The sequence below is a fragment of the Streptomyces sp. NBC_01171 genome (genome assembly GCF_045039805.1).
Classification (GTDB): Bacteria; Actinomycetota; Actinomycetes; order Streptomycetales; family Streptomycetaceae; genus Streptomyces.
Map to the genome: position 1 here is coordinate 481,241 of NZ_CP108609.1, position 25,315 is coordinate 506,555.

The 25,315-nt window shown below is 68.4% G+C and carries 24 protein-coding genes and 3 pseudogenes; 12 read left to right on the forward strand and 15 right to left on the reverse strand.

All coding sequences use genetic code 11. The features are described from left to right. Nucleotides 1-48 precede the first annotated feature (48 nt). Nucleotides 49-1,677, forward strand: coding sequence for a monocarboxylate uptake permease MctP (mctP, locus tag OG448_RS02190; RefSeq protein ID WP_405551110.1), 1,629 nt, complete (start codon nt 49-51; stop codon nt 1,675-1,677). A 65-nt stretch (nt 1,678-1,742) separates the two neighbouring features. On the opposite strand, the gene OG448_RS02195 is transcribed toward mctP, so the two are convergent. Then, a complete protein-coding gene (locus OG448_RS02195; protein ID WP_405551113.1) occupies nt 1,743-2,342 on the reverse strand; it encodes a TetR/AcrR family transcriptional regulator in 600 nt (199 codons plus the stop codon). A 136-nt stretch (nt 2,343-2,478) separates the two neighbouring features. On the opposite strand from OG448_RS02195, the gene OG448_RS02200 reads away from it, so the two are divergent. From OG448_RS02200 to OG448_RS02210, 3 genes are all read left to right on the forward strand, one after another. Beyond that, nucleotides 2,479-2,625 carry a hypothetical protein gene (locus tag OG448_RS02200; protein WP_405551116.1) on the forward strand — a complete coding sequence of 49 codons (147 nt, stop codon included), beginning with the start codon at nt 2,479-2,481 and terminating at the stop codon, nt 2,623-2,625. Between the two features lie 124 nt (nt 2,626-2,749). Further along, nucleotides 2,750-3,397, forward strand: a complete 648-nt coding sequence (locus tag OG448_RS02205) for a peroxiredoxin-like family protein (protein WP_405551117.1) — start codon at nt 2,750-2,752, stop codon at nt 3,395-3,397. A gap of 815 nt (nt 3,398-4,212) precedes the next feature. Beyond that, a complete protein-coding gene (locus tag OG448_RS02210; RefSeq protein WP_405551119.1) occupies nt 4,213-4,749 on the forward strand; it encodes a GNAT family N-acetyltransferase in 537 nt (178 codons plus the stop codon). 104 nt (nt 4,750-4,853) lie between these two features. Here the strand turns inward: OG448_RS02210 and OG448_RS02215 are convergent. Both OG448_RS02215 and OG448_RS02220 read right to left on the reverse strand, forming a co-directional pair. Then, a pseudogene (locus tag OG448_RS02215) lies at nt 4,854-5,024 on the reverse strand (IS630 family transposase); the annotation flags it as partial. Between the two features lie 29 nt (nt 5,025-5,053). Further along, nucleotides 5,054-5,377: a hypothetical protein gene (locus OG448_RS02220; RefSeq protein WP_405551122.1), complete on the reverse strand. Its 324-nt coding sequence runs from the start codon at nt 5,375-5,377 to the stop codon at nt 5,054-5,056. 329 nt (nt 5,378-5,706) lie between these two features. On the opposite strand from OG448_RS02220, the gene OG448_RS02225 reads away from it, so the two are divergent. From OG448_RS02225 to OG448_RS02250, 6 genes and pseudogenes are all read left to right on the forward strand, one after another. Beyond that, a complete protein-coding gene (locus OG448_RS02225) occupies nt 5,707-5,937 on the forward strand; it encodes a hypothetical protein (protein WP_405551125.1) in 231 nt (76 codons plus the stop codon). A 214-nt stretch (nt 5,938-6,151) separates the two neighbouring features. Continuing rightward, complete coding sequence (thrS, locus tag OG448_RS02230; protein ID WP_405558643.1) at nt 6,152-7,381, forward strand: threonine--tRNA ligase; 1,230 nt, start codon at nt 6,152-6,154, stop codon at nt 7,379-7,381. Nucleotides 7,382-7,607: 226 nt separating this feature from the next. After that, nucleotides 7,608-7,925, forward strand: coding sequence for a hypothetical protein (locus OG448_RS02235; protein WP_405551127.1), 318 nt, complete (start codon nt 7,608-7,610; stop codon nt 7,923-7,925). Nucleotides 7,926-8,080: 155 nt separating this feature from the next. Continuing rightward, nucleotides 8,081-8,845, forward strand: coding sequence for an SDR family oxidoreductase (locus tag OG448_RS02240; RefSeq protein ID WP_405551129.1), 765 nt, complete (start codon nt 8,081-8,083; stop codon nt 8,843-8,845). A gap of 85 nt (nt 8,846-8,930) precedes the next feature. Next, nucleotides 8,931-9,245 (forward strand): nuclear transport factor 2 family protein, encoded by a 315-nt coding sequence (locus tag OG448_RS02245; RefSeq protein WP_405551131.1) that lies wholly within the window; start codon nt 8,931-8,933, stop codon nt 9,243-9,245. 65 nt (nt 9,246-9,310) lie between these two features. Further along, a pseudogene (locus OG448_RS02250) lies at nt 9,311-9,840 on the forward strand (low temperature requirement protein A); the annotation flags it as partial. 962 nt (nt 9,841-10,802) lie between these two features. Here OG448_RS02250 and OG448_RS02255 read toward each other — a convergent pair. Both OG448_RS02255 and OG448_RS02260 read right to left on the reverse strand, forming a co-directional pair. Further along, complete coding sequence (locus OG448_RS02255) at nt 10,803-11,855, reverse strand: hypothetical protein (RefSeq protein WP_405551134.1); 1,053 nt, start codon at nt 11,853-11,855, stop codon at nt 10,803-10,805. A 238-nt stretch (nt 11,856-12,093) separates the two neighbouring features. After that, nucleotides 12,094-12,510 carry an SsgA family sporulation/cell division regulator gene (locus tag OG448_RS02260; RefSeq protein WP_405551136.1) on the reverse strand — a complete coding sequence of 139 codons (417 nt, stop codon included), beginning with the start codon at nt 12,508-12,510 and terminating at the stop codon, nt 12,094-12,096. A 1,151-nt stretch (nt 12,511-13,661) separates the two neighbouring features. On the opposite strand from OG448_RS02260, the gene OG448_RS02265 reads away from it, so the two are divergent. After that, nucleotides 13,662-14,207 carry an MOSC domain-containing protein gene (locus tag OG448_RS02265; RefSeq protein WP_405551137.1) on the forward strand — a complete coding sequence of 182 codons (546 nt, stop codon included), beginning with the start codon at nt 13,662-13,664 and terminating at the stop codon, nt 14,205-14,207. A gap of 38 nt (nt 14,208-14,245) precedes the next feature. Here OG448_RS02265 and OG448_RS02270 read toward each other — a convergent pair. After that, a pseudogene (locus OG448_RS02270) lies at nt 14,246-14,466 on the reverse strand (IS5/IS1182 family transposase); the annotation flags it as partial. Between the two features lie 450 nt (nt 14,467-14,916). Between OG448_RS02270 and OG448_RS02275 the strand changes: the two are divergent. Beyond that, complete coding sequence (locus tag OG448_RS02275) at nt 14,917-15,525, forward strand: hypothetical protein (protein WP_405551140.1); 609 nt, start codon at nt 14,917-14,919, stop codon at nt 15,523-15,525. Between the two features lie 572 nt (nt 15,526-16,097). Here OG448_RS02275 and OG448_RS02280 read toward each other — a convergent pair. The 9 genes from OG448_RS02280 to OG448_RS02320 form a co-directional block, all read right to left on the reverse strand. Next, complete coding sequence (locus tag OG448_RS02280) at nt 16,098-16,589, reverse strand: GNAT family N-acetyltransferase (protein WP_405551142.1); 492 nt, start codon at nt 16,587-16,589, stop codon at nt 16,098-16,100. A gap of 527 nt (nt 16,590-17,116) precedes the next feature. Then, nucleotides 17,117-18,019 carry a glycerophosphodiester phosphodiesterase gene (locus OG448_RS02285; RefSeq protein ID WP_405551144.1) on the reverse strand — a complete coding sequence of 301 codons (903 nt, stop codon included), beginning with the start codon at nt 18,017-18,019 and terminating at the stop codon, nt 17,117-17,119. Between the two features lie 270 nt (nt 18,020-18,289). Next, a complete protein-coding gene (locus tag OG448_RS02290; RefSeq protein WP_405551145.1) occupies nt 18,290-20,080 on the reverse strand; it encodes an FAD-dependent oxidoreductase in 1,791 nt (596 codons plus the stop codon). Next, complete coding sequence (locus OG448_RS02295; RefSeq protein ID WP_405551147.1) at nt 20,080-20,343, reverse strand: UBP-type zinc finger domain-containing protein; 264 nt, start codon at nt 20,341-20,343, stop codon at nt 20,080-20,082. Before OG448_RS02295 ends, OG448_RS02290 begins: the two co-directional genes overlap by 1 nt. 73 nt (nt 20,344-20,416) lie before the next feature. Then, on the reverse strand, nt 20,417-20,845 hold the full coding sequence (locus OG448_RS02300; protein WP_405551149.1) for a DUF2267 domain-containing protein: 429 nt from the start codon (nt 20,843-20,845) through the stop codon (nt 20,417-20,419). Between the two features lie 71 nt (nt 20,846-20,916). Continuing rightward, nucleotides 20,917-21,375, reverse strand: coding sequence for a thioredoxin (gene trxA / locus OG448_RS02305; protein WP_405551151.1), 459 nt, complete (start codon nt 21,373-21,375; stop codon nt 20,917-20,919). Further along, nucleotides 21,372-24,011, reverse strand: coding sequence for an ATP-dependent chaperone ClpB (clpB, locus tag OG448_RS02310; RefSeq protein WP_405551154.1), 2,640 nt, complete (start codon nt 24,009-24,011; stop codon nt 21,372-21,374). The genes trxA and clpB overlap by 4 nt, the downstream gene beginning before the upstream one ends. Next, entirely contained in the window at nt 24,002-24,367 is a 366-nt protein-coding gene (locus OG448_RS02315) for a chaperone modulator CbpM (protein WP_405551156.1), read from the reverse strand. The genes clpB and OG448_RS02315 overlap by 10 nt, the downstream gene beginning before the upstream one ends. Further along, nucleotides 24,367-25,314: a DnaJ C-terminal domain-containing protein gene (locus tag OG448_RS02320; RefSeq protein WP_405551157.1), complete on the reverse strand. Its 948-nt coding sequence runs from the start codon at nt 25,312-25,314 to the stop codon at nt 24,367-24,369. The genes OG448_RS02315 and OG448_RS02320 overlap by 1 nt, the downstream gene beginning before the upstream one ends. Between the last annotated feature and the right edge of the window lies 1 nt (nt 25,315).

Below are 25,315 nucleotides of genomic sequence, written 5' to 3' on the forward strand. Positions count from 1 at the left end.
GCATCCCGTGTGTACAGCTGCCCTGCGTCGTAGGGGAAGTGAGGTCACATGAACGGCGGCGTCAACGGCATCGCACTCGCCGTGTTCGTCTTCTTCTTCCTGGCCGTGACGGTCATGGGTTTCCTTGCCGCGCGCTGGCGCCGACCCGACAACGAGGCATCGCTGGACGAATGGGGTCTCGGCGGACGTTCGTTCGGCACCTGGATCACCTGGTTCCTGCTCGGCGGCGACGTCTACACCGCCTACACGTTCGTGGCCGTGCCGGCGGCGATCTACGCGGCCGGCGCCTCCGGCTTCTTCGCCGTGCCGTACACCATCCTCGTGTACCCGCTGATCTTCACGTTCCTGCCGCGCCTGTGGTCGGTCTCGCACCGCCACGGCTATGTGACAACCGCCGACTTCGTGCGCGGGCGGTTCGGCTCCAAGGGTCTGTCCCTGGCCGTCGCCTTCACCGGCATCCTCGCCCTGATGCCCTACATCGCACTCCAACTCGTCGGCATCCAGGCCGTACTGGACGTGATCGGCATCGGCGGCGGCGAGAACACCAACTGGTTCGTCAAGGACCTGCCCCTGCTCATCGCCTTCGCGGTCCTTGCCGCCTACACCTACTCCGCCGGGCTGCGCGCTCCCGCCATGATCGCGTTCGTGAAGGACACGCTGATCTATCTGGTCATCACCGTGGCCGTGATCTACATCCCCATCAAACTGGGCGGCTTCGACGCCATCTTCTCCGCCGCCCAGCACGCCTTCGCACAGACCAACCCAGCCACGGGTGCGCCGCGCGGCGCGCTCACCAGCCCACCCCAGGCGCAATGGACCTATGCCACCCTCGCGCTCGGCTCGGCGATGGCGATGTTCATGTATCCGCACTCCATCACCGCCACCCTGTCGTCCAAGAACCGCAACGTGATCCGCCGCAGCACCACCGTGATGCCGCTGTACACGCTGATGCTGGGCCTACTCGCGCTGCTCGGCTTCATGGCGATCGCCGCCGGAGTGAAGGTGACCAACGGGCAGCTGGCGATCCCGCAGCTGTTCGAGGACATGTTCCCGGCCTGGTTCGCGGGCGTGGCGTTCGCCGCCATCGGCATCGGCGCCTTGGTCCCGGCGGCCATCATGTCGATCGCGGCGGCGAACCTGTTCACGCGCAACATCTACAAGGACTTCATCAAGCCCGACGCAACGCCCGCGCAGGAGACCAAGGTCTCCAAGCTGGTCTCGCTCCTGGTGAAGGTCGGCGCGCTAGCTTTCGTCCTGACCATGGACAAGACCGTCGCCATCAACTTCCAGCTGCTCGGCGGAATCTGGATCCTGCAGACCTTCCCGGCGCTCGTCGGCGGCCTGTTCTCCCGCTGGTTTCACCGCTGGGCGCTGCTCGTCGGCTGGGCGGCCGGCATGATCTACGGCACGGCCGCCGCGTACGGGGTGGCCTCGCCGACGCAGGCCCACTTCGGCGGCTCCGCCAGAAAGATCCCGGGCATCGGCGAGATCGGCTACATCGGCCTGACCGCGTTCGTGATGAACGTGGTCGTCACCGTGGTCCTCACCTTCGTGCTGAAGGCCGCAAAGGCCCCTGCCGGCGTCGACGAGACATCGCCGGGCGACTACACCGCGGACGCGGGCGACAAGGGAGTGCAGGTCGAGCTGCCCCAGCCGGTGGCGGGGACCACTCACTGAGAAACAGACGTGAGCGGGGTGGACGAGAGGCTCTCGTCCACCCCGCTCAGGCGGTGCCGCGCGGGCTACGCCGCTGCGGGAGCGCCGATCGATTGCAGCGCGCTGCTCACACTGTCCTGGAGCGAGCGGGCGCTCGCTCCGGCGCGCGAGCGCAGATTCACCCCGTAGGCGACCAGGGCCAGCACATCGGCTGCCGCGGCCGGATCCGCGCAGTCCGCCAGCTGCCCGCGCGACTGCGCCGTCACCAGTGCCTCACGCAGTGCGTCCCGCAGCCCGCTGTGGTGCCGGTCCAGGACACGGGCGACGTCCTCGTCCCGGTTCTCGGCGCCGGCGTGCGCGTTGGAGACCATGCAGCCCCAGCGTGCGTACTCGCCCGAGCACCGCGCCTTGATCAGTCCGGCGAAGAACTCCTCGACGGCGGGCAGACCCCGCTCGTCCTCGGCGAGCCGGCGGAACATCGGCTGTGAACGGTTCTCGAGGTAGCGCTGGAGGGCCGCCAGGTACAGCTCCTGCTTCCCTCCAAAGGTGGCGTACAGGCTGGAGCGGTTCAGACCGGTCGCCGCCACCACCTCCTGGATCCCGGTCGTCGCCACGCCCTTCTCCCAGAACAGCCGCAGCACGCTCTCCAGTGCCGCGTCCGGATCGAAATGCTTGACGTCCGGCATGGCCCACCTCACATCTTGAAATAGAGGTTCCAAGATAACTCCGCACGACCCCCCGGTACAGCGCCCAGACATCGGCCGGCGTCCAGGTTCGTCCACGATCCGCTATACGACGCACTGCCGCTCCCACTCTGGGCGCATGCACCGGATACCCGCACTGTGGACGGCGGCGTACGGCTCGCACGGCTCACCGGTACGCCGCTTCCTGGCGCGCCGTGCGGTCAAGGCCGCGGCATTCATCCGCGCCCTGGCTCTGGCCGACCACACGCCGTTCACCATCCTGTAAGAGCTACTCAGGCATGCCGACTTGGCAGGAGGTACTGCATGCTCTTATCTTGAAACGACCATTCCAAGATGGGGTCCGGCCCGCCGGGCCGGACCCCACGAGACACACCCGGAAGGCCGCGCTCATGTCACTCAACGCCGAACTGCGCACGTTCTACGAGGCGCGTCAGCAGCAGATCCCCGTCGAGGTCCGGGAGATCATGAACAAGGCCAGCGCCGAGCTCGCCGCGTCCGGTCAGGCCGACCGCGCCCTCGGCGCCGGCGCACAGGCGCCGCGGTTCACTCTGCCGTCCGCGACCGGTGAAACCATCGCCCTCGACCAGCTCCTCCCTCAGGGCCCGGTCGTGCTCACTTTCTACCGCGGCGCCTGGTGCCCGTACTGCAACATCGCGCTGCGCTCCCTGCAGCAGCACCACCGCGACATCACCGAACGCGGCGCCCAGCTCGTGGCCGTGTCCCCTCAGATCCCCGACGAGTCCCTGACCCTGACCGAAAAGCACGGCCTGGCCTTCACCGTCCTCAGCGATGTGGGCTCCGACACCGCCAAGGCGTACGGCCTCGCCTTCGACCTGCCCGACGACCTCGCCGCCGTCTACGACAAGCTCGGCTTCGACCTCCACCGCGTCAACGGCGGCCACCGCCGCACCCTCCCGCTGCCCGCGACCTACGTCATCGACCAAACGGGCACCATCCGTTGGGCCTTCGCCGACACCGACTACACCCGGCGCGCCGAGCCCACCGACATCCTCGCCGCGCTGGACGCCCTCCAGTAGAGCGCGCCCGAAAGCGACTCGCGCAAGATGGATGGTGATGTCGGAGGACTGGAGTAGGTTCACCGGCCATGGACTCGGCTTCTCTGCTTCACCATGGCACCCCACGGCGGAGGACACCGAAGCGGCGGCCAGCGTTCTTGCTCGTCTCGCCGCCCGCTCCTCGGACGGGGGACCGCCAGCGCACGCGGGCCGTGGATGATACGGGGCCCTCCGAGGGATGTTGCATGGAGCTGGGGGCGCTGAACCCTAAGTCCGCCACGGGGCAGCCGAACACACGCTCAAGTGCGGCCGATTGGACGTCGACTTGATCCGTTGAGCAGGTTGCGGACCGTTCGGGAAGAGATTTCGCCGGGTCGGCCGGTGATCTCCTGCAGCGCAGCGTTCAACCGGGCCGCCAACTCCTCCTGGGTGAGGACAAGTTGATCTAATCAACTCTGAAGGGCGAGATTCACTCCCATGCACCGAACGTAGTACCACCGCCACTCTGATGCCCAGACCCCAGGCAATGGGAACGTAAAAGTCTTCCGGTTGGTCGGCGTGCACAGAACCGGGACTCTTCCTGTTGCGCTCCGCTCGTCACTCGTTGACTGGTCATCGGTCGCTGAGTCGAGTTCGGCACGGCGGCACGGAGGAAAGCCCGGCCCTGCTCACTCGTCAGGACCGGGCACCCCACGCCGGAGGGAAAGACCTCGTGACCATGACCGTCGCTAAACCGAATGCGATCGGCGCCCCGGGCTACACCGCGGAGCTGCCCTGCGTCCGTGAGTCCGCGAGCTTCGTGGCATGCTGATTGGGTGTTCTGAGACGATCGCAGCGTGACAAGACACCGCGATACCAGCGCGACACCTTACCGACCACTGAACGAGCCCCACCGCCTGGACCTGGCCGACCCAGCCACCCTGCGCCAGTTGTGGGAACTTCAGCGCGCGGCCTACGCCGTGGACGCCACACTCATCGGATTCGACGGCATCCCGCCACTGCACGAAACCCTCCAAGAGTTGCGCGGCTGCACCGAGTCCTTCCTCGGTATCGCTGACGAGACCGGCTTGGCCGGAGCCGTGTCCTGGACCCGGCTAGACGACGGCACCTTGGATATCTGCCGACTCGTGGTCCATCCCCGCGCACACCGCCGCGGCGTCGCTACAGCGTTGCTCAACCGTCTCGATGCCATTGAATCCGCAGACCTGACCCTGGTCTCCACCGGAACCGCCAACCACCCCGCGCTGGCCCTCTACGAGAAACGCGGATTCACCCCCACCAGCAAACGTCAGATTGCGCCCGGCGTCACAGTCACACTGCTGGAACGAAAGACCGAGGCGCCACCCAACGGACGTCCCGTACACAAGCCTTGACAGACTGGATGGCCTTGTCGCAGACCCGCGGCGGACTCGGGTGGGGCCTCGGTCGGGTCACGCTGTCCTGGACAGTCGCGATCCTCGCCTTCGTGGCCTTCCTGACCGTGACGCGCAAAGACGTCGCCGGAACGACGCGAGACGCCCGGCAGGCGGTCGGGCTTGCCCTGCCGGGCCCAGCAGGAGCCCGCGGTGGGGCGGATCCCCAGCGGCCCGAACTCGTCGAAGGCGAAGACGCGGGCCGGGAAGCGTTCCAGCATCTTCTCGATCCGGTCGGCTCCGGCCGTGATCCGCCGACACCCCTTCAGACACCTGAGGGATCGGTGTGATCCTGGCTTCTGCGGAGCGGCAGCATCTGGCTGAGGACAATCAGGAGCAGCCCAGCAAACAGGAGGGCGTTCCCGACGAAGAAGCCGGCCTCCCAGGAAACGCGCGGCAGGACTCGAAAGTAGAAGAAGCCCTGCAGCACGACGGAGGTGCCCGTGAGCAGGCCACCGAGACCGTGGAGTCGGGGCCTGGTGACGTGGCGGCGCGCCGTGGGCAGGATCCACCCTGTCCGGAGCGTGACGATTCCCAATGCGATCGCCAACAGCCCCAAGAACGCGCCTGTTCCCGCTATCCATGCCATGGTGCCGCTCCGCTCCGACTGCAAGAGACCCGGAACGCGAGTAACGCCCGGGTGGTGCCCACATTGTCGCTGGACCCGTTGGTGCCTGACCATGCCGGGGCCAGGCAATCTCCGTCCGGCTCCGCTGCCGTCTCTGCGCGAGGTGCTCAAGATCCGCCCGACAGGGCCTGGCTCGCAGCGCGTTCATCTACGACGACGCGCCCGAGCAAGCGCGGTCAACGGCCCAGCGCACCGGCAGCCACACCAGCTTCGCGGCGATCGCGAAGGAAGCGGGCGTTTCAAGGTCCTGGCTCTGCACGCAGCAAGATCTCGTCACGGCCATCCGACAGTTGCAGAACCGGCAGCCCTCCAGCCAACGGACCGGACCGCACCCCGCCTCGAGTACATCCATCCAGCGGCGCCTGGACCTCGCGCTCGCGCGGATCAAGCAGCTACGGGCCGAGGACAGCGACCTCTCCACCCGCCTGGAAACGGCCTACGGGGAGATCCGCAGGCTGCGCGGGATCTCCCACTCCGGCGGGCTCGAGCCTGAGAAGCTGGAGAACAACGTCTCTTCCTGAACTCGTCACACGACGGTCGAGAAAAGACCGTCCGGAGACCGGGGCCCCTGCTACGGTGACCGGCATGAAGCGCGCTGCTATGACGACGACGCCGGAGAGTGTCCCGGCGCGCTGACAGACGACCTGATCCGAAGCCCCGGGGCAAGTGCCCCGGGGCTTCGTCGTAGGCCCGGTCACTTGCCCCGCAATCAGCGAGGAGACCGCAATGACCACCGTGCACGACCACCGCAAGCTCGGCCGTGAACTGGGCCTGTTCGACACCGATCCCCTGATCGGCGCCGGCCTGCCGTACTGGCTGCCCGACGGAGCGGCCGTGAGGCACGCCCTGGAGGAGTACATCCGTGCCGCCGAGCGGCGGGCGGGCTACCAGCATGTGTACTCGCCAGTGCTCGGCAAGCGGGAGCTGTACGAGATCTCGGGGCACTGGGCGCACTACAGCGACGACATGTTCCCGCCGATGGACCTCGGCAGCGAGCAGGTCGTCCTACGGCCGAGCCTGTGTCCTCACCATGCGGTGATCTACCGCTCGCGCTCCCACAGCTACCGCGAACTGCCGCTGCGCATGGCCGAACTCGGGGGCATGTACCGCTCCGAACTCTCCGGCGTGCTCGGCGGGCTGACCCGTGTCCGGGCCATCCAGCTCAACGACGCGCATATCTTCTGCACCCTGGACCAAGTCGCCGAGGAGGCTCAGGCAGCACTGGAGATGATCCGCCGGGCCTACGAGGCGCTCGGCATCACCGCGACCCGCTACCGGCTCTCCCTCCCCGGCCCCGGCGGCAAGTACGTCGCCGCGCCCGAGAAGTGGCAACGATCCACCGCCCTGCTGACCGACGTCCTCGACCACTCCGGCCTGCCCTATGAGGCGGCCGAGGGGGAGGCCGCGTTCTACGGCCCCAAGATCGACGTCCAGGTCACCGACGGGGCCGGCCGGGAGTCCACCCTGTCCACCGTCCAGGTCGACTTCCACCAGCCTGAACAGTTCGACCTGCACTTCATCGGCGCGGACGGCGCCAAGCACCGCCCGGTCATGGTCCACCGCAGCATCATCGGCAGTGTGGAGCGAGCCGTTGCCCATCTCATCGAACAGCACGGCGGTGCCTTCCCCGCCTGGCTCGCCCCCACTCAACTGGCGATCCTCCCGATCTCCGACACCGAAATGCCGAACGCCGCGGCGCTCGCCCAACGCTGCACCGGCCTCGGACTGCGTGCCGAGATTGCCGGCCCGGAACGCGGCAGTCTGGGCGCACGCATCCGAGAAGCCCGCCTGGTTCCCTACCAAGCCGTCATCGGCGCCAAGGAAGCCGCTGACAACCTCCTCGCACTGCGACTGCGTGACGGACGCCGACTCAACCCGCAGCCGGCCAGCGAAGTCCTGACTCACATCAGCACCCTCATCGATGCCCACAGCACCGCACTGTGGGACAACGCCACCAGTTCGTAGCAGACGAAGTAAACCTCAACGTCTCCCGAAGGCAGAGGGAGGAAGTCCGCGCCCCTCCCTCTGCCGCGTGGAGGACATGTCCACCACGCAACCAGCCTGGTCAAGGCGGTACGCGCCACTTCATCTGGCCACGAACCAGTCGTGCCCCCGGTTCTCAGTACTGCCGACCCCCGCCGTCTCCCCTCGCATCAGGCCGTTCGCACCCTGAAAACCTGATACTGGCGTGGTGAGCGTTTCGCATATCAAGCCCCATCTACGATGCCTGTCCACCAGCGGCGCCGATCTCGGCCACGCGGTGGCGGAGCGGGCGATGGAGCCCGCCGCGGGGGCCTCGGACGTCGCACCGTTGCCGGTCGGGCCGCCCGTGCACGTACTCGTGGTCCACACCGGCCGATCGGCCAATCTGCGCTGGTCGGCAGACGGGACGGCTCGCCGGGAGCGGTTCCATACCGGAGAGGCGCTGGTCAATCCGGCTGGGTGGGCGTCGCTGCCTCGATGGCAGGACGAGGTTGAACTGCTGCGGGACGGCGAGGGTGGGCTCTGACGATCCCGCAGGAGGTCGAGGGGCGGTTTGTTCTACCGGTGATCGGATCGTTCAAGATGCGCCACTCCTTCCGACGTGAGTCTGTGGGGTATGGCATGCCTCCGGTGTCCGCCAGGGCGTGCCGACCCCGTTCGGAACACCGCAGGAGGGCCGTCATGGTCGACACCCCGGACAAGACGCTCAACGGCAAGGTCGCCTTCGTCGGCGGCGCGTCCCGCAACCTCGGCGGGCTGATCAGTACCACGCTGGGCGCGGAGGGCGCTCTGGTCGCGGTGCACTACAACAGCGACTCCTCTCGATCCAAAGCCGAGGATGTCGTCGCGCAGATCAACAAGGGGCCGGGAGAGGCGTTCGCAGTCCAGGCCGACCTGACCCGGGTCGCTGAGGTCGAGCGGGTCTTCGACGAGGTCGTGAACCGGTTCGGCAGGCTCGACTACAGCATCAACACCGCCGGCATGGTCCTGAAGAAGCCACTCACCGAGATCACGGAGGAGGAGTACGACCGCATGTTCGCGGTCAACTCCAAGGCCGCGTTCTTTGTGATGCGCGAGGCCGCCCGCCGGATGGAGGACGGCGGGAAAATCATCACCATCGTCACCTCACTGCTGGCCGCCTACACGGGCCTGTACTCGGCGTACGCGGGCAGCAAGGCCCCGGTCGAGCACTTCACCCGGGCCCTGTCGAAGGAGCTGTTCGGCAGGAACATCTCGGTCAACAACATCGCCCCGGGACCGATGGACACCTCCTTCTTCTACCCGGCCGAGGATGACGACTCCGTCGCCTACCACAAGTCGTCCGCGATGAACGGCGACCTCACCAAGATCGAGGACGTCGTGCCGTGGATCCGGTTCCTGCTGACCGACGGCTGGTGGGCCAATGGCCAGACCCTCTTCCTCAACGGCGGCTACACCACCCGCTGACCCCCGCCGGCCCGATGGGCGACGCCGTCGTCCGCCGCCTGCCGGGCCGGTCGTTCTTCGCCCCCGCCGACCCCCGGAGGGTCCCATGACCGCCCAGCTCACCGATCCCGCCGTGGCTGCGTTCGTCGACGCCCTCAACACCGGCGACCGCGACGCCTTCTTCGCCGCCCTCACCCCGGACGCCACCATGTCCGACGACGGCACCGACCGCGACCTTTCCGTGTGGACGGAGAAGGAGATCTTCACCTCGAACGGCCACATGCACGTCGAGAGCGCCTCCTCCGACGGACGCACCCTCACCGCCGTCTACACCAACTCCACCTGGGGCAGCATGCGCACGCGATGGACCTTCACCGTCACCGGCGGCAAGATCAGCCGCTTCGAGACCGGCCAAGCCTGAGCCAGAGCCGGTCTCCCCCGGGCCGACCCGTGACATTGCCCCCGCACCGCAGGGATCGCACAGCCGTGAGCCAGTCAACCTCCGCCGTCAGCGCGTGGCACCGGTCGTTGGTCTCCCGTCTTGCCGATGAGGAACACCGCACCGCAACCGCACTGGAGCTGTTCTTCGACCTCTGCTTCGTCACCGCCGTCGCCCAGGCGGCCGCGGCGTTCGAGCACGAACTCACCGAAGGGCACATCGGCCAAGGCGTCCTCGGGGTACGCACTGGTCTTCTTCGCGATCTGGTGGGCCTGGATGAACTTCACCCGGTGCGCCTCCGCCTACGACAACGACGACGTCCCCCACCGGCTCCTCACCCTGGTCCAGATCGCCGGCGCCCTCATCATGGCCGCCGGCGCGGCCGAAGCCCTCGAACATCACGACTTCACCGCCATCACCTGGGGATACGTCCTCATGCCCCTCGCGATGGTTACTCAATGGCTGGGCGCCGCATGTTCCGACCCGGAGCGCCGGGCCTGCTGCCTGCGACGCGGCGGGGATCTTCCTCGTCCAGGTCGGCTGGGTCGCGCGCCTGGCCCTGCCCATCGAGGGCGGCACAGGCATTGCAGTACGGGGCCGACACCCCTCCGCGCTCCCCGCGCCCCTCGGCACGCGGCTCCCTCGGTGGCCCGTCTTCCCGGGTCAGCTGCTGCCGCAACCACCGCCGCCGCAGGACGACCCGCACGACGAGCTTCCGCAGGCGTGGCCGCTGCCGCAGGCGTGACCGCTGTCGCAGGAATGGCCCCCGTGGCCGTGCCCACCAGAGGACGAACCGGAGTCGTCCCCCGCCACCCACCAGCTCGACCCGCCGTCCGACGCGGCCGTCCCCGGCGACGGCGAGGACGCCGACGATCCGCGCGACGGCTTCGTGAGCGAAAACCGGCGCCGGTCGCGGCGCTCCTTCTGGTAGTCCCTCACCCCCACGATCACGGTCACGGCCACCGGTACGACCACCAGCACGGTCACCAGGAAGCTCTCCCCGCTCACGGCCCACCCCCCTCGTTCCCCGGGCCCCCCCGTGGACGCCCCAGCACCGGGCCCTGCGGCGCGGTGCCTGGGGGATGCCCGCTCGCGGAACGCCTCAAAGCGGAGTTGAGGAAGGCCAGAGCATGGGCGCCAGACGGCCACGGCCGGCACCGGATTGTCCCCGGCCATCGTCCAGAACGGTTCCACATGCCGTCGTCCGCGTCGGTTTCGAGCAGTTCCTGCGCAAATCGGGGGGCCAGATCTTCTGGTATTCCGCAGCGGAGAGGGCCCGCGCCACGACAGCCCACGCCTCCTCCGGCGTGGCCGCGTCTCCGAGCATGGGCAACAGGAGCGGTAGGCACTGTGCCTGATCAACGAGGCCCCCGATGTCCGACGCGCTCTCCGGCACGCTCGCGGCGATGGCGGTCAGCTCCGCCCAGGACAGTCCTGGGCCGGCCCACTCGGGGCCGCACTGCCCCAGATGCCCGAGGCGGCCCCATGCCGGGTGGCGTACGGCGAACTCGACGGACGGGAGAGGCCCAAGGAGCGAGGTTACGGGCCGCCGGCAGCGTCGCGTGGGCCGCTCGCGTAGACCGCCGAGGCTCCCCTGGAACGGGAAGGCCGCCCGGCCGCCGTCGACCGGTCCGCGCGGTCCAGGTCAGCCAGCAGGCGTTCGACGTCGGTCATCAAGGAGCCGTAGACGTGCCAGGCGCCCGGTTCGGGCAGCGTGCCGTGGGCGATGAGGTCGGTCATCGCCTGATGCCAGAGCGTGGCTTCACCGATACCCTGACGCAGCCGGTCACGGATGTCGGTGCCGTCGGGTGCGGCGGCCGGTTCCGGTGTGGCGAACGCGGTCACCGCCTGCCCGGCCGCCTCCAGGGTCGCCGCATACCGTTCCAGGAAGAGTCTGCCCAGATGATGGTCGGTGTGCCGATCGTCGACGTTGTCGGCCAGTGTCCGGGCGATGCCGCGGACCTGGAACGAGACACGGTGCAGGGCGCGCAGCGCCTCGCCGTGGGCCGACGGCTTCTCCTTCGCGTGCACGGCGCACCGCGTGTTCCAGCGCAGGCTCTCCTGGCCCTGACGGACGTTGTCGTGTGCCTGGACCACCAGTTCCTCGAGGTGTCTGCCCTGTTCCAGCCAGGCGTGTGCGCGGTCCGTATGCTGCCGTTCGCGCAGGCCGCGCCCCATGTCTGCCAGCAACGTCCCCATGGCCTCTGCGAGTTCGAGCACCGACGTGCCCGAGGCCGCCAGGTGCAGCGGCGGCAGGATGAGCGCGTTCACCACGATCCCCACCGCCGCTCCGGCCAGTGTCGCCAGGATCAGGGCGGCCGCGTGGCCCATCGGGGCAGCCGCGGCCGCCGCCAGGGCGAGTACCGCAGTCGAGGCGACCTGCAGTCGGCCGTCCGCACTGCGATCGCCGCCGGTACCGGCGAACAGCGCGATTGCCAGTACCGCCACGACGCTTCCCGTGGTCGAGCCGAGCAGCCACACGACTGCTGCGGCCAGGGACAGCCCCACCGCCCGGGTGCCCACACTGCGCACGGCCTGCGTCAAAGAGCGATGGATGGTCGGAGCGTTGACCATGAGCAGTGCCGTGGCCACGGCGGGGTACTGCTGTCCCGGCAGCCACCACGAGGCGACCTCCCACGAGAGGAGCGCCGCGATCAGTCCCTTGGCGCCTCGGGTCAGTGTCGCGGCCGCCCGCCCGCGTCGCGATGCCCAGGGGGCTCGTAGCGGCCGTACGACACCAACTACCAAGGACCCGAGCCGCGGAACCTTCGCTGTGTATCGCTTGAGGTGAAGTGATGGCATGGGGGGCACCTTTTGTACGGGTGGGGTGTCACGCGGCCCCGTGCAGCAGGCGCGAAAGCTCCGTGTCGAGGGAGACTTCGTAGCTCTCGCGGCCCTCGGGCACCAGGAGGTATGTGCGCTTCAGCCACTCGGCCACCGTCTGGAGCGGGGTTCTGAGCCGGGCGTGCCCGTGAGGCGACGACAGGGTCAGGTGCAGCAGCGCCTCGGGGCCACTTCCGTCCGGCCAGACTCGGACGTCTCCCCTTCCGCTCGGCTCACGCGTGCCCCGCGACAGCAGGCCACGCGCGAACACCCAGTGGACCAGGTCGTGGACGCCGGTGTGAAAGGTGAGGCGTACGGCGAACGGGTCGCCTCGCCGGTAGGACAGCCGCGCCCGCAGCGCGACCGATTCCTCGGGCGCGAGCAGGAGCTCCATGTGCAGCATCTGATCTATGCGGTCGGCCATGGCTCGGTTCTCCGGTCGGACTTCAGCGGGAGGGAAGAACTCGGTCCTGCTGAGGAAGGCCGTGCTCAGCGGCCCACTGGACCTGGTCGACGACCCATGCGCGACGGGCGTCGTCGCGACCGGTGACGTGCACTTCCCCGCCGCACCAGTCGCCCCTGTCGTGGCCGGTGGCGACTCGGGCGCGGGCGGACTGCTCGCCGCCCGGGATTCCGGCAGCCGAAGCAGTGCCTGCGACGGCGAGGAGTCCCGCCACAGTGACAGTCACGGAGGCAGCCACGCGGACAGCGTGACGCGCGAACCTGGGGGTCATTTCTTTCTCCTTGCTCGGCCACGACCCGCGAACGGATCACGGCGGGTTGCCCTTTGTCCGGGCATTGGCGACAGTACCCCGCATTGGTTGAACGATGAACTAGTTTGCGCTGTGAGGTCCGCCATGCCCGGAAAGTCGCCGCGATGGAATACGTCCGCGTTGACCGGCGCCGCACGCCTGCGGGTCGCGACTGACTGTAAGGTGTGGAAAAAGTCATTTGACCTGCGAAAACACAGGCAGAGAGCATGCCCGTAGGGGTGCAGGCCAGGAGATTTCCCGAACCGGACCCGGGTGGAGACGACCAGGCGTCGGTCAGGAAGGTACGGAGTTCGTCAGGGACGGGGTCGTCGGCCAGGCATAGCCAGGCGAGGCCGACGGAGAAGACCTTCGCGTGTTCCGTCTCCGAAGTGCTGGCATCGTCCGATCTCGGCGACGAGGCGAAGGATGTCCGCCCGCAGCCCGGGAACCCCGGTAGTCGCGATCCGGAGTAGGAACGGTACTGCCAGTGCTCCCACCGCGATCGCGCTGCCCTGGTGGTGGAGGTTGTTCCACAGTTCCCCCAAGGCCCGCCGGGGGCCCATCCCCGCGCGTGCGGGGATGGGCCGCGGACGACCGCGCCTACTGGGTGCCGAGCCCCGCCCAACGTGACGCGACGTCAGCAACGGGCGTCAGCCGACTAAGAGCTGCCTCTTCGGCGTTCGGTGACGGGACTGTGCCGGCCGGGAGCCGGACCTGACACATCCGCCCGATGAGGTGCGCTCACTGCACGCCTCCCTCACAAGGCTGCCTGCACCGCCTCTATGATCGACCGGCCGCAGAACGACGACAGGGGGAGGGCGTGATGCCTGGTCAGGTGACCGCAGTGAGCCGTGACGAGGGGTACTCGTTCAGCAAGCCCAATCGCGATTCCATCAGGCTGCTCACGGGGCTCGGCGTGGAAGGAGACGTTCACGCAGGTGAGACGATCCGCCACCAGTTCCGCATGACCTACGAGCCGAACCTGCCCAACCTGCGCCAGGTCCACCTGATGCACGAGGAACTCTTCGACGAACTCGCGCTCAAGGACTTCAGGGTCTCAGCGGGCCAGCTCGGGGAGAACATCACCACGCGCGGGGTGGACCTGTTGGGCCTGCCCACCGGCGCCCTGCTCCATCTCGGGGAGCAGGCGGTGCTCGAGGTGACCGGACTCCGCAACCCGTGCTCGAAGATCAACGACTTCCGCAAGGGACTGCTCGGTGAGGTCTTCGCCATGGACCCCTTGTCCGGCGAGTTCACGTTCAAGTGTGGCGTCATGGCTGTGGTCCGCTGTGGAGGGACCGTCCGCCCCGACGATTCCATCCAGATCGAGCTCCCGCCACCCCCTCACCGCCCGCTGGAACGGGTCTAGGTTCTTGTTCCGTGGTCATCGGCGTGCCCGGATGAGGATGGTCGGGCCCGGCCATCGGCTGCCAGGTGGACCTTGGTGGTCAGGCCTCCGCTGGAGCGTCCGAGTGCGTGATCGATCAGCTCCCGGCGTCCCGCCGGCCCCTTTCGAGTGCGCCGGCGGCGTGCTGGTGGGCCCGGACGACGGTCGAATCGACCGACACGGTCCAGTCGATGTCGTCGGCGGCGTCCACCGAGGCCAGGACCGAGGCCAGAATCCCGTCAAAGAGACACGAGCTAGGCCGAAGTCCTGACCGGGGGGTGCGGTAGCACGCGACTTCCGGTTCGCGCTTCATCCGGAGGTTGCCGGTGGGGGGTCCGTTGTCGCGTTGTCGGGCCATCCGGTCTGTTTCCGCTGCGTTCTTCGAGATGCACGACGAATGAAACGCCTAACTCACCCCCCGAAGGCGCTATGGGTGAAATCTACCGTAAACTCTCTCTTAGTTCCCCCGCGCCACCCAACGCACCGAAATGCAACCGCCATTTGATCCCCCACACCATGACGAGGGACACTACTTGGCGGATGCGTGTTCCCGACCGAGCGGGACTCACTTCGGTATCCTCCCCGTGCAGGTCACCGGAGGCCATTTACCCAACGATTACTGGGCAGTTGACCTCAGGGTTTCATGGTAGCGTCGTTGTCCAGAGGGACAGTGCAACCTGAAAGGGAAATCGTGAACACGGAGAAGATCGCCGCTCGCCGCCTCTCATTGGAAGAGGTGACGAAGCTCGGCATGAAGGACAAGCTCTTCGTTTCCGCCGACACGGCAGAACTCAAGATTCCCGGCTGCTATGTCCCCGCTTTTCTGACGAAGCCCGGTGAGGAATTCGAGGGTGGCTCGATAACGGCGAGGACCGTATTCCAGGAAGAGGTCTCCTGCCTTCCCGACGACGAGAATGAAGCCGGGATCTACTTGGCCGACGAGAACGGCTCGGCGACCATCGAGGTCCTCCAGTCCGCCGGCGTCGTGCTGGACCTGGCACTTTTCGTCCCCCACGGGGACAAGGGGGCCCTCTCGGCCCTTTACGCTGCGGCCCGGCAGGCGTTCGGCGCCGACATCGTGCAGATCTGGCGCCAGGGCCTCAAGGAGGTTCCCGACGTGAAGGTCGACATCTTCGAGGAGCAGATCCCCCGGGGGCGCAAGGGGAGCGACAGCCCCAAGCGTGACCGTCGCGCGATCGACACCTACCCCACCCGTGCGGACTTCATCGAGTTCACCCCGGGGTGGAAGCCGGTCGTTGAGATTCACAAGCCGGTTGTCGACGACACCCCGACCATCTGAGGCAGCGTTACCTCTCGTTCCCGGTCTGAGAGAACACCGAGAACGCCTGCGCCGCACCCGGTCGATCCCTGAGCGGCCAAGGAGCCCTCGGAAAACAACTCACGACCGCCGAAGCGCCGTTCCACTCGATGAATCGCGAGACAGCCTGCCCGAGCAAGATCAAAGCCTGAAGTTGTTCTGCGACAGCCCTCAGGGCTCCGGCGCAGTCGGGTGACGTCCACTTAGTGCTCGGGCAAGGCTGAGGAGCGTGAGGAGTAGGTGGGCGTCACGCGCATTGCGGCGACGGCCGGAGGCGGTGTTCTTCGCGCCGTTCAGTCGCAGGGCGGCGACCGCGAGGTTGCGCCAGGCCGCCACGGCGTGGGGTGCGCTGTCGGTCCACCACCGCGCACGCGGTCAGGTCGAGGACGACGGCCGGCGTGTGCCGCACTCCTCGCGGCCGCATCACAGCGACAACGGCCTCTGACCCTGCTCGCAGGCCAGGTGAATCTTCCCTGCGGCCAAGCCGCCTCCGGCGCTCCGATGCCGACGCCTGCTTACTGGCGGTACCTGCGGACGACTCGGGTTGGTGGCAGTCACGAGCCCAGGTTGTGGTACATGACATGCAGGCCGACCGGACCCAGCGTTGGATGCCGGAACGCGCCGGGAACGGTGCCGATCATGGCGAACCCGAGACGCTCATACAGCTTGACCGCTGGTGCGTTGGAGGCCGCGACAGCGTTGAACTGCACGCCGGCGAATCCGCTGCTTCGCGCCCAGTCCAGCAGATACTCGCCCAATGCTTGGCCGACACCCCGACCGCGAGCTTCTGGTGCGACCATGAAGTTTCCGCTGGCGATGTGCGAACCCGGGCCTGGCCGGTTGGCGTACATGTTGGAGGTGCCGAGTATGCGCTGGTCCTCCACGGCCACTACGACGTGCCCTGGCGGCGGCACCACCCACAAGTCGTGCGCCTGCACCTCAGTTTGTAGCGGGTCGTAGCAGAAGGTGTCCCCTTTGCGGATGATCTGCTCGACGATCGGCCAGACCTGCGGCCAATCAGACTCCTCGAACGTTCGGATCTCCATCTGCGTGAGATTAACCAACGGTGTGTGCCACTCCCACGGGTTATTTCCGGTGGCGTGCTGTCGACCAGGCTGCTCACTGGCGACGGAACGAGTTTCGCCACGCGGCTGTTCACGCCCGCCGCCTCCGGCTGGGGGAGCCCAAGGCCGAGCAGAAGCGTGCTGGAGTCCCAAGTGGCGAAGGGACTTACGCCCCACACGGCGATCATCACCGTACGAGGCGTGGACCCGAACCCCGACCTGAAACACGGCCTAGTGGGCCCCGCCGACACGGTTGAAAGAATCCGGCGTACTGAAGGGGGAAGGCGGCTTGGGAACCGGCGGCCCGAGACTGCGCGGGCCGAAGCATCCGGCTGTATCTCGGATGCCGCCCGGCCTCCCCGGCCGTCAACCGGCGTCTCGTGTCCGTGCACTCTTCCCGACCGCGGGCCCACCGCTGACGCCGGCACCAGCCCCCTTGGCTATCGGACGCCCGGACGCGGGCGCCGGAATGGGCCCTGAAGACCGCTGAGGGCGTGACGGCCAGGGTTTCAGTTCGTGGCGCCGTCGGTGTAGCCCGCGTCGGCCAGTGCCTGCTGCACGAGATCAGGGCGGTTGCTGATGAACCCGTCGGCGCCGCCACGGGCGAACTCCACCGCACTTTTGGGGTCGTCCATCGTCCAGATGAAAACCTTCAGCCGCTGCCCGTGCGGGCCCTTCAGCGCATGGGCCGCCTTGAAGTACCGAGGAGTCACCTTCAGGTACTTCATGTTGATCTGGTCGGCCACCTTCGCGTACCCCGCCAGGTCCTTCACAGTCGGTTCACGCGACAGCAGGGCAGTGCGCGCCTCGGGAGCACGAGCGCGCACGGTCTGCAGGGTGTTGGTGTCGAAGGCCTGGATGATGAGCCGGTCGGTCGCCCGGTCGCCTTCAAGCCAGCCCAGCCCGCTGAGTTCCTTCAGTGTGTCCTCGGCGAGCCGCGGATAGATCTCAGGCCACTTGATCTCGAGTACCAGCTTCTGGCCGTTGCTGTCCACGCGGCGCATGTACTGCTGAAGGGTCGGTATCTTCTCCCCCGCCCACTGCCGGCCCTTCCAGCCGCCGGCGTCCAGCGTGGACATCTCCGCCCAGGTGAAGTCCCCTACTTTCCACGGCGCGCGCTTCGGGAACTTCTCCTCGACATCGGTGGTGCGGGCCAAGGTCTTGTCGTGGATGACCACCAGCGTGCCGTCCTTGGTGCGCTGGACGTCGTTCTCCAGCCACTCGATCCCCTGTGCTCGCGCCGTATCCGTGGCGGCCAGGGTGTTCTCCGGGGCCGCTTGGGCGCCGGCCCTGTGGGCCACACTCACCACATCCTCGCGGCTTGTCGCGTCCGTCTCCGTGGAAGTCACCAACAGCGCCGCGGCCAGGCTCAGGACCAGTCCTGCCACGCATAGGGAAACGCGCGCGAGCATCCACTCTCCTCGTGGGGTCGACGGCACAGACTTTCACGGCGAAGTTGAGACGGCCGGTAGTGCCGGGGAGAGGAGAGACTACCTACCACCCGCCGAGGCACCCGCGGGTGGCCGGGACGATCGGTCACGCCGACAGCAGCAGCGCCGTCCTGCCCGGCGGCAAGGTCAGGTAAGCAGGTGCGGCCGCATCGAAAGAGTGGACCTGCGCCGAGGCGGATGTAACAACGCCTGGTCCGACGACGGCCCGCGGACCACGCCCCTTGCCGCGTGTCACCCATCGGCATCGCCTGTCTCCGCCGGCTCTCGGTCATCGCCGGGACGCGGATCGGTCTGCCGCGGCCGTGGCCCCTCGGGTCCCGCGGTGCGGACCAGGTTGCCCGCCTTTTCCCGGTGCTCGTGCACGAGGCGGATCGCCATGGCGCCCTCACCGGCCGCCGAGGCCACCCGTTTGACCGAGCCGCTCCTGACATCGCCGGCGGCGAAGACGCCGGGAAGAGTGGTCTCCAGCAGCAACGGCCCACGGCCGAGCGACTCCCACCGGGTGCCGTCGGCCGCCGCCTGGGCGTCGGCACCGGTGAGGACGAAGCCCTTTTCATCCAGAGCCAGCACGCTCCTGAGCCAGTCCGTGCGCGGCCGGGCCCCGATGAACACGAACAGCGCCACGGCCCGCACCTCCCGGCGCTCACCGGTTGTGTTGTCCTCCACGGTCAGCGACTCCAGGCGCTCCTCCCCGGAGACGCCCCGGACTTCGGTATGGAGCTGCACCTCGATCTTCGGGTGCCGTTCCACCTGGTCCACGAGGTAGCGCGACATGTCCGCGTTGAGGTCACCGCCCCGGACGAGGAGGTAGACCCTGGACGCGTGGTTGGCGAGGAACAGCGCCGCCTGCCCGGCGGAGTTCCCGCCGCCGACCACGGCGACCGGATCCGCCTGGCAGAGACTCGCCTCCTGGACGGTCGCCGCGTAGTAGACGCTGGTGCCCTCCAGACGGTCGATGCCGGGCACGTCGAGCCTGCGGTAACGCACACCCGACGCGAGCACCACGGCGCCCGCCCGGGTCTGGGACCCGTCCGTGAAGGTGACGATGTACTCGTCGTCCTGCGGTGTGAGCCCGCTGACCTGGGCCGGCACCATCAGGCGAGCACCGAACTTGTGGGCCTGGAGCACCGCGCGTTCGATCAGCTCGCCCCCGGAGATGCCCGACGGGAAGCCAAGGTAGTTCTCGATACGGGACGTGGTACCGGCCTGCCCTCCGCTGGCCACGGCGTCGACGGTGACCGTGGTGAGGCCGTCGGAGGCGCCGTACACGGAGGCGGCGAGTCCCGCGGGGCCCGCGCCCACCACCATCACCTCGCACCGCCCGGCCTCCGGCGCCGGGGCCGGCAGCCCTATGAGTCGGGCGAGTTCGGCGTTGCTCGGATTGCGGAGCACCCGCTCGCCCTGCCAGATGACCACCGGAGTCTCCTCGGGACGGATGCCGAACCGACGCAGCAGCGCCTCCGCCTCCTTGTCCTTCTCCAGATCCACCCAGCGGTGGGGCAGCCGGTTACGAGCGGCGAACTCACGCAGCCGCAACGTGTCCTGTGAATAGCACGAGCCCAGGATCCGGAAGCCGGCGCCGAGGCCGATGAGCAGATACCTGCGACCCAGGTAGGCGCGGAGGATCACGTCGCCGAGGACGGGGTCGCGGGCGACCAGAGCGCGTTGCCGCTCCACCGGTACGGCCAGGATCTCGCCCGCCTCGCGCACCACCGCGGTCTCGAACGCCGCCTGCCCCTCCAGCAATCCGAGTTCACCCAGGAACCTGCCGGGCCCGTGCACCGCCACCGTGCGCTCCTCGGGGCCGCCGTGATCCTCGACGATCTCGACGGTCCCGCTGAGGATCACGAGGAACTCCCGGAACGGCTCGCCCTCGCGGTACAACACCTCGCCCGCGGTGGTCGGGCGACGCTCACCGTGCGCGGCCAGGTCCTGGAGCTGCTCCGGTGTCAGGCGCGGAAACGCCCCGTATCGGTCCGGTGTCTCGCGGACCGCACCATGGTCGTACTCGGCCGTGCTCATCAGACCAGCGCCTCGTGGACGTAGCACCAGCGCCAGTCCTCTCCCGGTTCGAAGGACCGCACGACGGGATGGTCGTCACTGCCCGCGTGCCGCCTCGCGTGTTTCATGGGCGAGGAGTCGCAGCAGCCGACGTGCCCGCAGGTGAGGCAGAGCCGCAGATGCACCCACGGGGACCCCTCGATGAGGCACTCTTCGCAGCCACGCGGGGTACGCGGCGTCACTGGGCGCACCATCGCCAGGTGCGGGTCGGGAATCGTGACCATGAGGTTTCTCCTTCTGTGGGTGCGCTCGACCGCACTCCTGTTGCTGGTCGGCGGTCGGGCGGCCGCCGAGGGATCACGGCAGTACGGAGACCAGAGAGCTCGGCAGACTGGATTTGAGGTGGTCCCACTCGCCGTGACTGACGTGGCGCTCCAGAACCTCCAGGACGGTGTGCACGACTCGTTCGATGCCGCCGTCGATCGCGTAGGGAAAGTCGTCCCGGACGCGCTGGAGGAATTCCTCGCCGCTCAGCTTCACCGGTGTCTCGGAGGGCTTCCATCCGTCGTAGTAGATGCCGCGGATCAGCGTCGGGAGCTGCGCCCCGAAGTGCACGGCCCCGTCGACGGGGAGCCGGTCGCGCAGCCGGTGCAGGACGGCGCGCAGCGCGGCGTACGACTGCTTACGGCGATCCCTGGGCCAGCCGTTGGCCTCCTCGATGTCCTTGAGGAGCCGGTTGGCCTTGTCCACCATTGTATCGAAGGAGGTGAAACCCGCTTCGGTCATCTCATGCTCCCTTTCACTCTCGGTGTCCGGACGTGACGGGGCTTGACGCCCTCGGCCTCGGAGGCTGGTGTTCAGCCTCGCTCCGGGGTTCGCCCGCCCGCCAGCGCCTGCTCCACCCACGCGCGCAGCACGTGCGCAGGTGCCGCGCCGGCCTGTCGGGCGACCGTCTCGCCGTGGTCCAGGACGAGCAGGGTCGGCACCGCCTGCACCTCGAACCGCCGGCTGAGCCGAGGGTTCTTGTCGATGTCGACCTTGACGAGCTTGATGCGTCCGGCGAGTTCGCGGGCGACCTGTTCGAGGGCGGGGCTGACCATGCGGCAAGGTCCGCACCAGGTGGCCCAGAGGTCGACGACGACAGGCTGGGTGGCGTTGTCGGCGATGACGGCGAAGTCGTCGTCGCCCGCGTCGACGATCCAGGGCAGGGGCTGCTTGCAGTGGCCGCATCTGGGGCTCCCCTCGGCGGCCACGGGGATCCGGTTGACGCGCCCGCAGTTCGGGCAGGTCAGCGTCGTCGTCCGGGTGGAGTTCACGCCGCCCTCGTTTCCCGGGCCTCCTCCTGCTGGTCGTAGGTGACGACCAGTTCTCCGTGCAGGGCGTCGACGCGGACCGTCGCGCCCTCCTGGACATCACCTCGCAGCAGGGCACGTCCGACCATCGTCTCGACCTCGTGGGAGATGTAGCGGCGCAGCGGCCGTGCGCCGTAGACCGGGTCATAGCCCTGGTGTGCGATCAGCTTCCTTGCTTCCTCGGTTAGTTCGAGGCTGATGCGGCGTTCGGCGAGCCGCTGCCGCAGTTCGTCGAACTGCAGCTCCACGATCCGCTCGATCTGCCGCTCGCCGAGCGGCTTGAACAGCACGATGTCGTCGACGCGGTTGAGGAACTCCGGGCGGAAGTGCCCGCGCAGCTCGCCCATGACCAGGGCGCGGGCGTCCGGCTTGATCTCGCCTTCGGCGGTGGCGCCGTCGAGGAGGTACTCGGAGCCGATGTTGGACGTCATGATGATCACGGTGTTGCGGAAGTCGACGGTGCGGCCCTGGGCATCGGTGATGCGGCCGTCGTCGAGGATCTGCAGCAGGGTGTTGAAGACATCGGTGTGCGCCTTCTCGATCTCGTCGAACAGCACGACCGAGTACGGCTTGCGGCGTACGGCCTCGGTGAGCTGGCCGCCTTCCTCGTAGCCGACGTATCCGGGCGGTGCGCCCATGAGCCGGCTGACGGTGTGCCGCTCCTGGTACTCACTCATGTCGAGGCGGACCATGTTCTCCTCGGAGTCGAACAGGGTCCGGGCGACGGTCTTGGCCAGCTCGGTCTTCCCGACGCCGGTGGGGCCGAGGAAGATGAACGAGCCGATGGGACGGCGAGGGTCGCGGATGCCGGAGCGGGCGCGGATGATGGCGTCGGCGACGAGCTTGACGGCTTCGTCCTGGCCGATGACGCGCTCGCGCAGTATCTCGTCGAGCCGCAGCAGTTTCTCGCGTTCGCCCTCCTGGAGACGGGAGACGGGGATGCCGGTCCAGGCGGCGACGATCTCGGCGATCTCCTCCTCGGTGACGACCTCGCGCAGCAGCCGGTTCTGCCCTTGTTTGGTGGCCAGTTGCTCTTCCTCGGCCTTCAGCCGGCGCTCCAGGTCCCGGAGGCGGCCGTAACGGAGTTCGGCGGCGCGGTTGAGGTCATATGCACGTTCGGCCTCCTCCGCCTCGTTGCGTACCTGCTCCAGTTCCTGGCGCAGTTCCTGCACCCGGCGGATCGCCTGCCGTTCGGCCTCCCACTGGGCGCGTTTGGCGTCGGCCTCACCACGCAGGTCGGCCAGTTCCCTGCGCAGTTCCTCCAGGCGGGTTCTGCTGGCGGGGTCGCTCTCCTTGGACAGGGCCGCTTCCTCGATCTCCAGGCGGGTGACGCGGCGGGTGATCTCGTCGAGTTCGGCGGGCATCGAGTCGATCTCGGTACGCAGCCGGGCGCACGCCTCGTCGACGAGGTCGATGGCCTTGTCGGGCAGGAACCGGTCGGTGATGTAGCGGTGGCTGAGGGTGGCCGCGGAGACCAACGCGGTGTCCTGGATCTTCACGCCGTGGAAGACCTCCAGGCGTTCACGCAGCCCGCGCAGGATGGAGATGGTGTCCTCCACACTCGGCTCGTCGACCAGGACCTGCTGGAAGCGGCGTTCGAGGGCGGCGTCCTTCTCGATGTGCTTGCGGTACTCGTCCAGGGTGGTCGCGCCGATCATGTGCAGTTCGCCGCGGGCGAGCATCGGCTTGAGCATGTTGCCGGCGTCCATGGCCCCTTCGGCGGCGCCCGCTCCTACGACGGTGTGGAGTTCGTCGACGAAGAGCAGGATGCCCCCCTGGGCGGCCTTCACCTCGGCCAGCACTGCCTTGAGGCGTTCCTCGAACTCGCCGCGGTACTTGGCGCCGGCGACCAGGGAGCCCATGTCGAGGGCGAACACCGTCTTGTCGCGCAGGCCCTCGGGGACGTCGCCGCGAACGATGCGCTGGGCGAGGCCCTCGACGATGGCGGTCTTGCCGACGCCGGGGTCACCGATGAGGACGGGGTTGTTCTTGGTCTTGCGGCTGAGGATCTGGGTGACGCGGCGGATCTCCGCGTCACGGCCGATGACCGGGTCCAGCCGCCCGGAGCGGGCCTCGAGGACCAGGTCGCGGCCGTACTTCTCCAGAGCCTCGTAGGCCACTTCTGGGTTGGCGGAGGTGACGCGCTGGTTGCCGCGGACCTGGGTGAGCACGCTGAGGAACGACTCCCGGGTCACGCCGTGCTCCTTGAGCAGGCGTCCGGCGGCGGTCGCCGAGCCCTCCTCGGCCAGGGCGAGCAGGAGGTGCTCCACGGACACGTACTCGTCCTTGAGGCGTTTGGCCTCCCGCTCGGCCGCGTCGAGCAGGCGGGACAGCCGCTGGGTGACGAAGACCTGGCCGGGTGCCGCGCCGGGGCCGGTGACCTTCGGGCGGCGGGAGAGTTCCTCGCGCACGGCCGCGCGCAATTCTTTCGGCTCTGTGCCGGCCTGTTGCAGCAACCGCGGGATCAGACCGTCCTCCTGATCGAGAAGGGCGAGCAGCAGGTGTTCCCCGTCGACCTCGGTGTGCCCCATCCGGACGGCCGCGGTCTGGGCCTCCTGGAGGGCTTCCTGGGACTTCTGGGTGAGACGGTTCATGTCCATGGGGGTGTTTCACTCCTCATGCCGCGGCCGCGCAGAGCGGCTTCGAGCAGGCTGATGCGGTCGAGCAGGTCGAGCACCAGGCCGATGGATGCGTAGTTGAGGCAGAGTCCGGTGCGCAGCCGCTGGACACGGGCAAGGAGCGCGGGGGCCGTGGGGGCGAACACCAGGTGTCCGGCGGCGTCGCGTTCGGCGTCGACCAGGCCGAGCGCGACGAACCGGCGGATCAGATCGGGGTGGAGGCCGGAGCGGCGGGCCACGGTGGCCAAGGAGAGCCTGGGGACGGGCACGAGCGCGTACCGGACGGCCGCCGGGCCGGCGTGGGCGATGCCTGCCGCTCCCGTGGGTCGGTCGTTCATCACGTCCTCCTGGGGTCGAAGGAAGAGGTGGCGGCGAGCTCCTCGAACAGTTCGCGCTCGCGGTCACCGAGGGTGGGCGGCACCACGATGCGCAGTTCGGCGTACAGGTCGCCGTTCGCGCCGCGCGGGTTCGCCATGCCCTCGCCGCGCAGCCGCAGCCGTCGGCCGCTGGACGAGCCCGCGGGCACCGTGACCTTGGCCGTGCCGCCGCCGGGGGTGGGCACCGGCACGGTCGCACCCAGGGCCGCCTCCCACGGGGTGACGGGGACCTGGACGTGCACGTCGCGGCCGTCCAGCCGGAACCTGGGGTGGGGCTGGATTCGTACCCGCAGATAGAGGTCGCCCGCGGGGGCGTCACCGCTGCCGCGGCCGCCCTCACCCGCCAGGCGGATGCGCTGCCCGTCGGTGACGCCCGCTGGGACGTCGACCTCGTACCGCCGCGGCTGGCCGGTGGGACCGGCGAGCGTGACGGTGCGACGGCCGCCCCGGTAGGCCTCCTCGACGGTGAGCGGCAGTTCGGCCTCCTGGTCCGCTCCGGGGACGCCCCCTCGGGGGGCACCGGCCCCGAACATAGAGCCGAGCAGATCCTCGATGTCGATGCCCTCCGCTCCGAAGTCGTCGCCGAAGCCGGTGTACCGGACGCGGGGGCCGCCCGCGCCGGCGGTCCTCCGGGCGCGGAACCCGCCGCCCGCTCCGGCCGCGACCCGTTCGTCGTAGTCCTCGGGGATCTTGCGGAAGTCCTCGCCGAAGCGGTCGTAACGGGCCCGTGTCTGCGGATCCGACAGGACGCTGTATGCCTCGTTGAGGTCCTTGAAGCGTTCCTCCGCGTCCGGGTCCTTGTTGACGTCGGGGTGGAACTTGCGGGCGAGCTTGCGATATGCCTGCTGGATCTCGTCCTGGCTCGCGGTCCGCGACACGCCCAGCACCTCGTACAAGTCCCGTGCCATG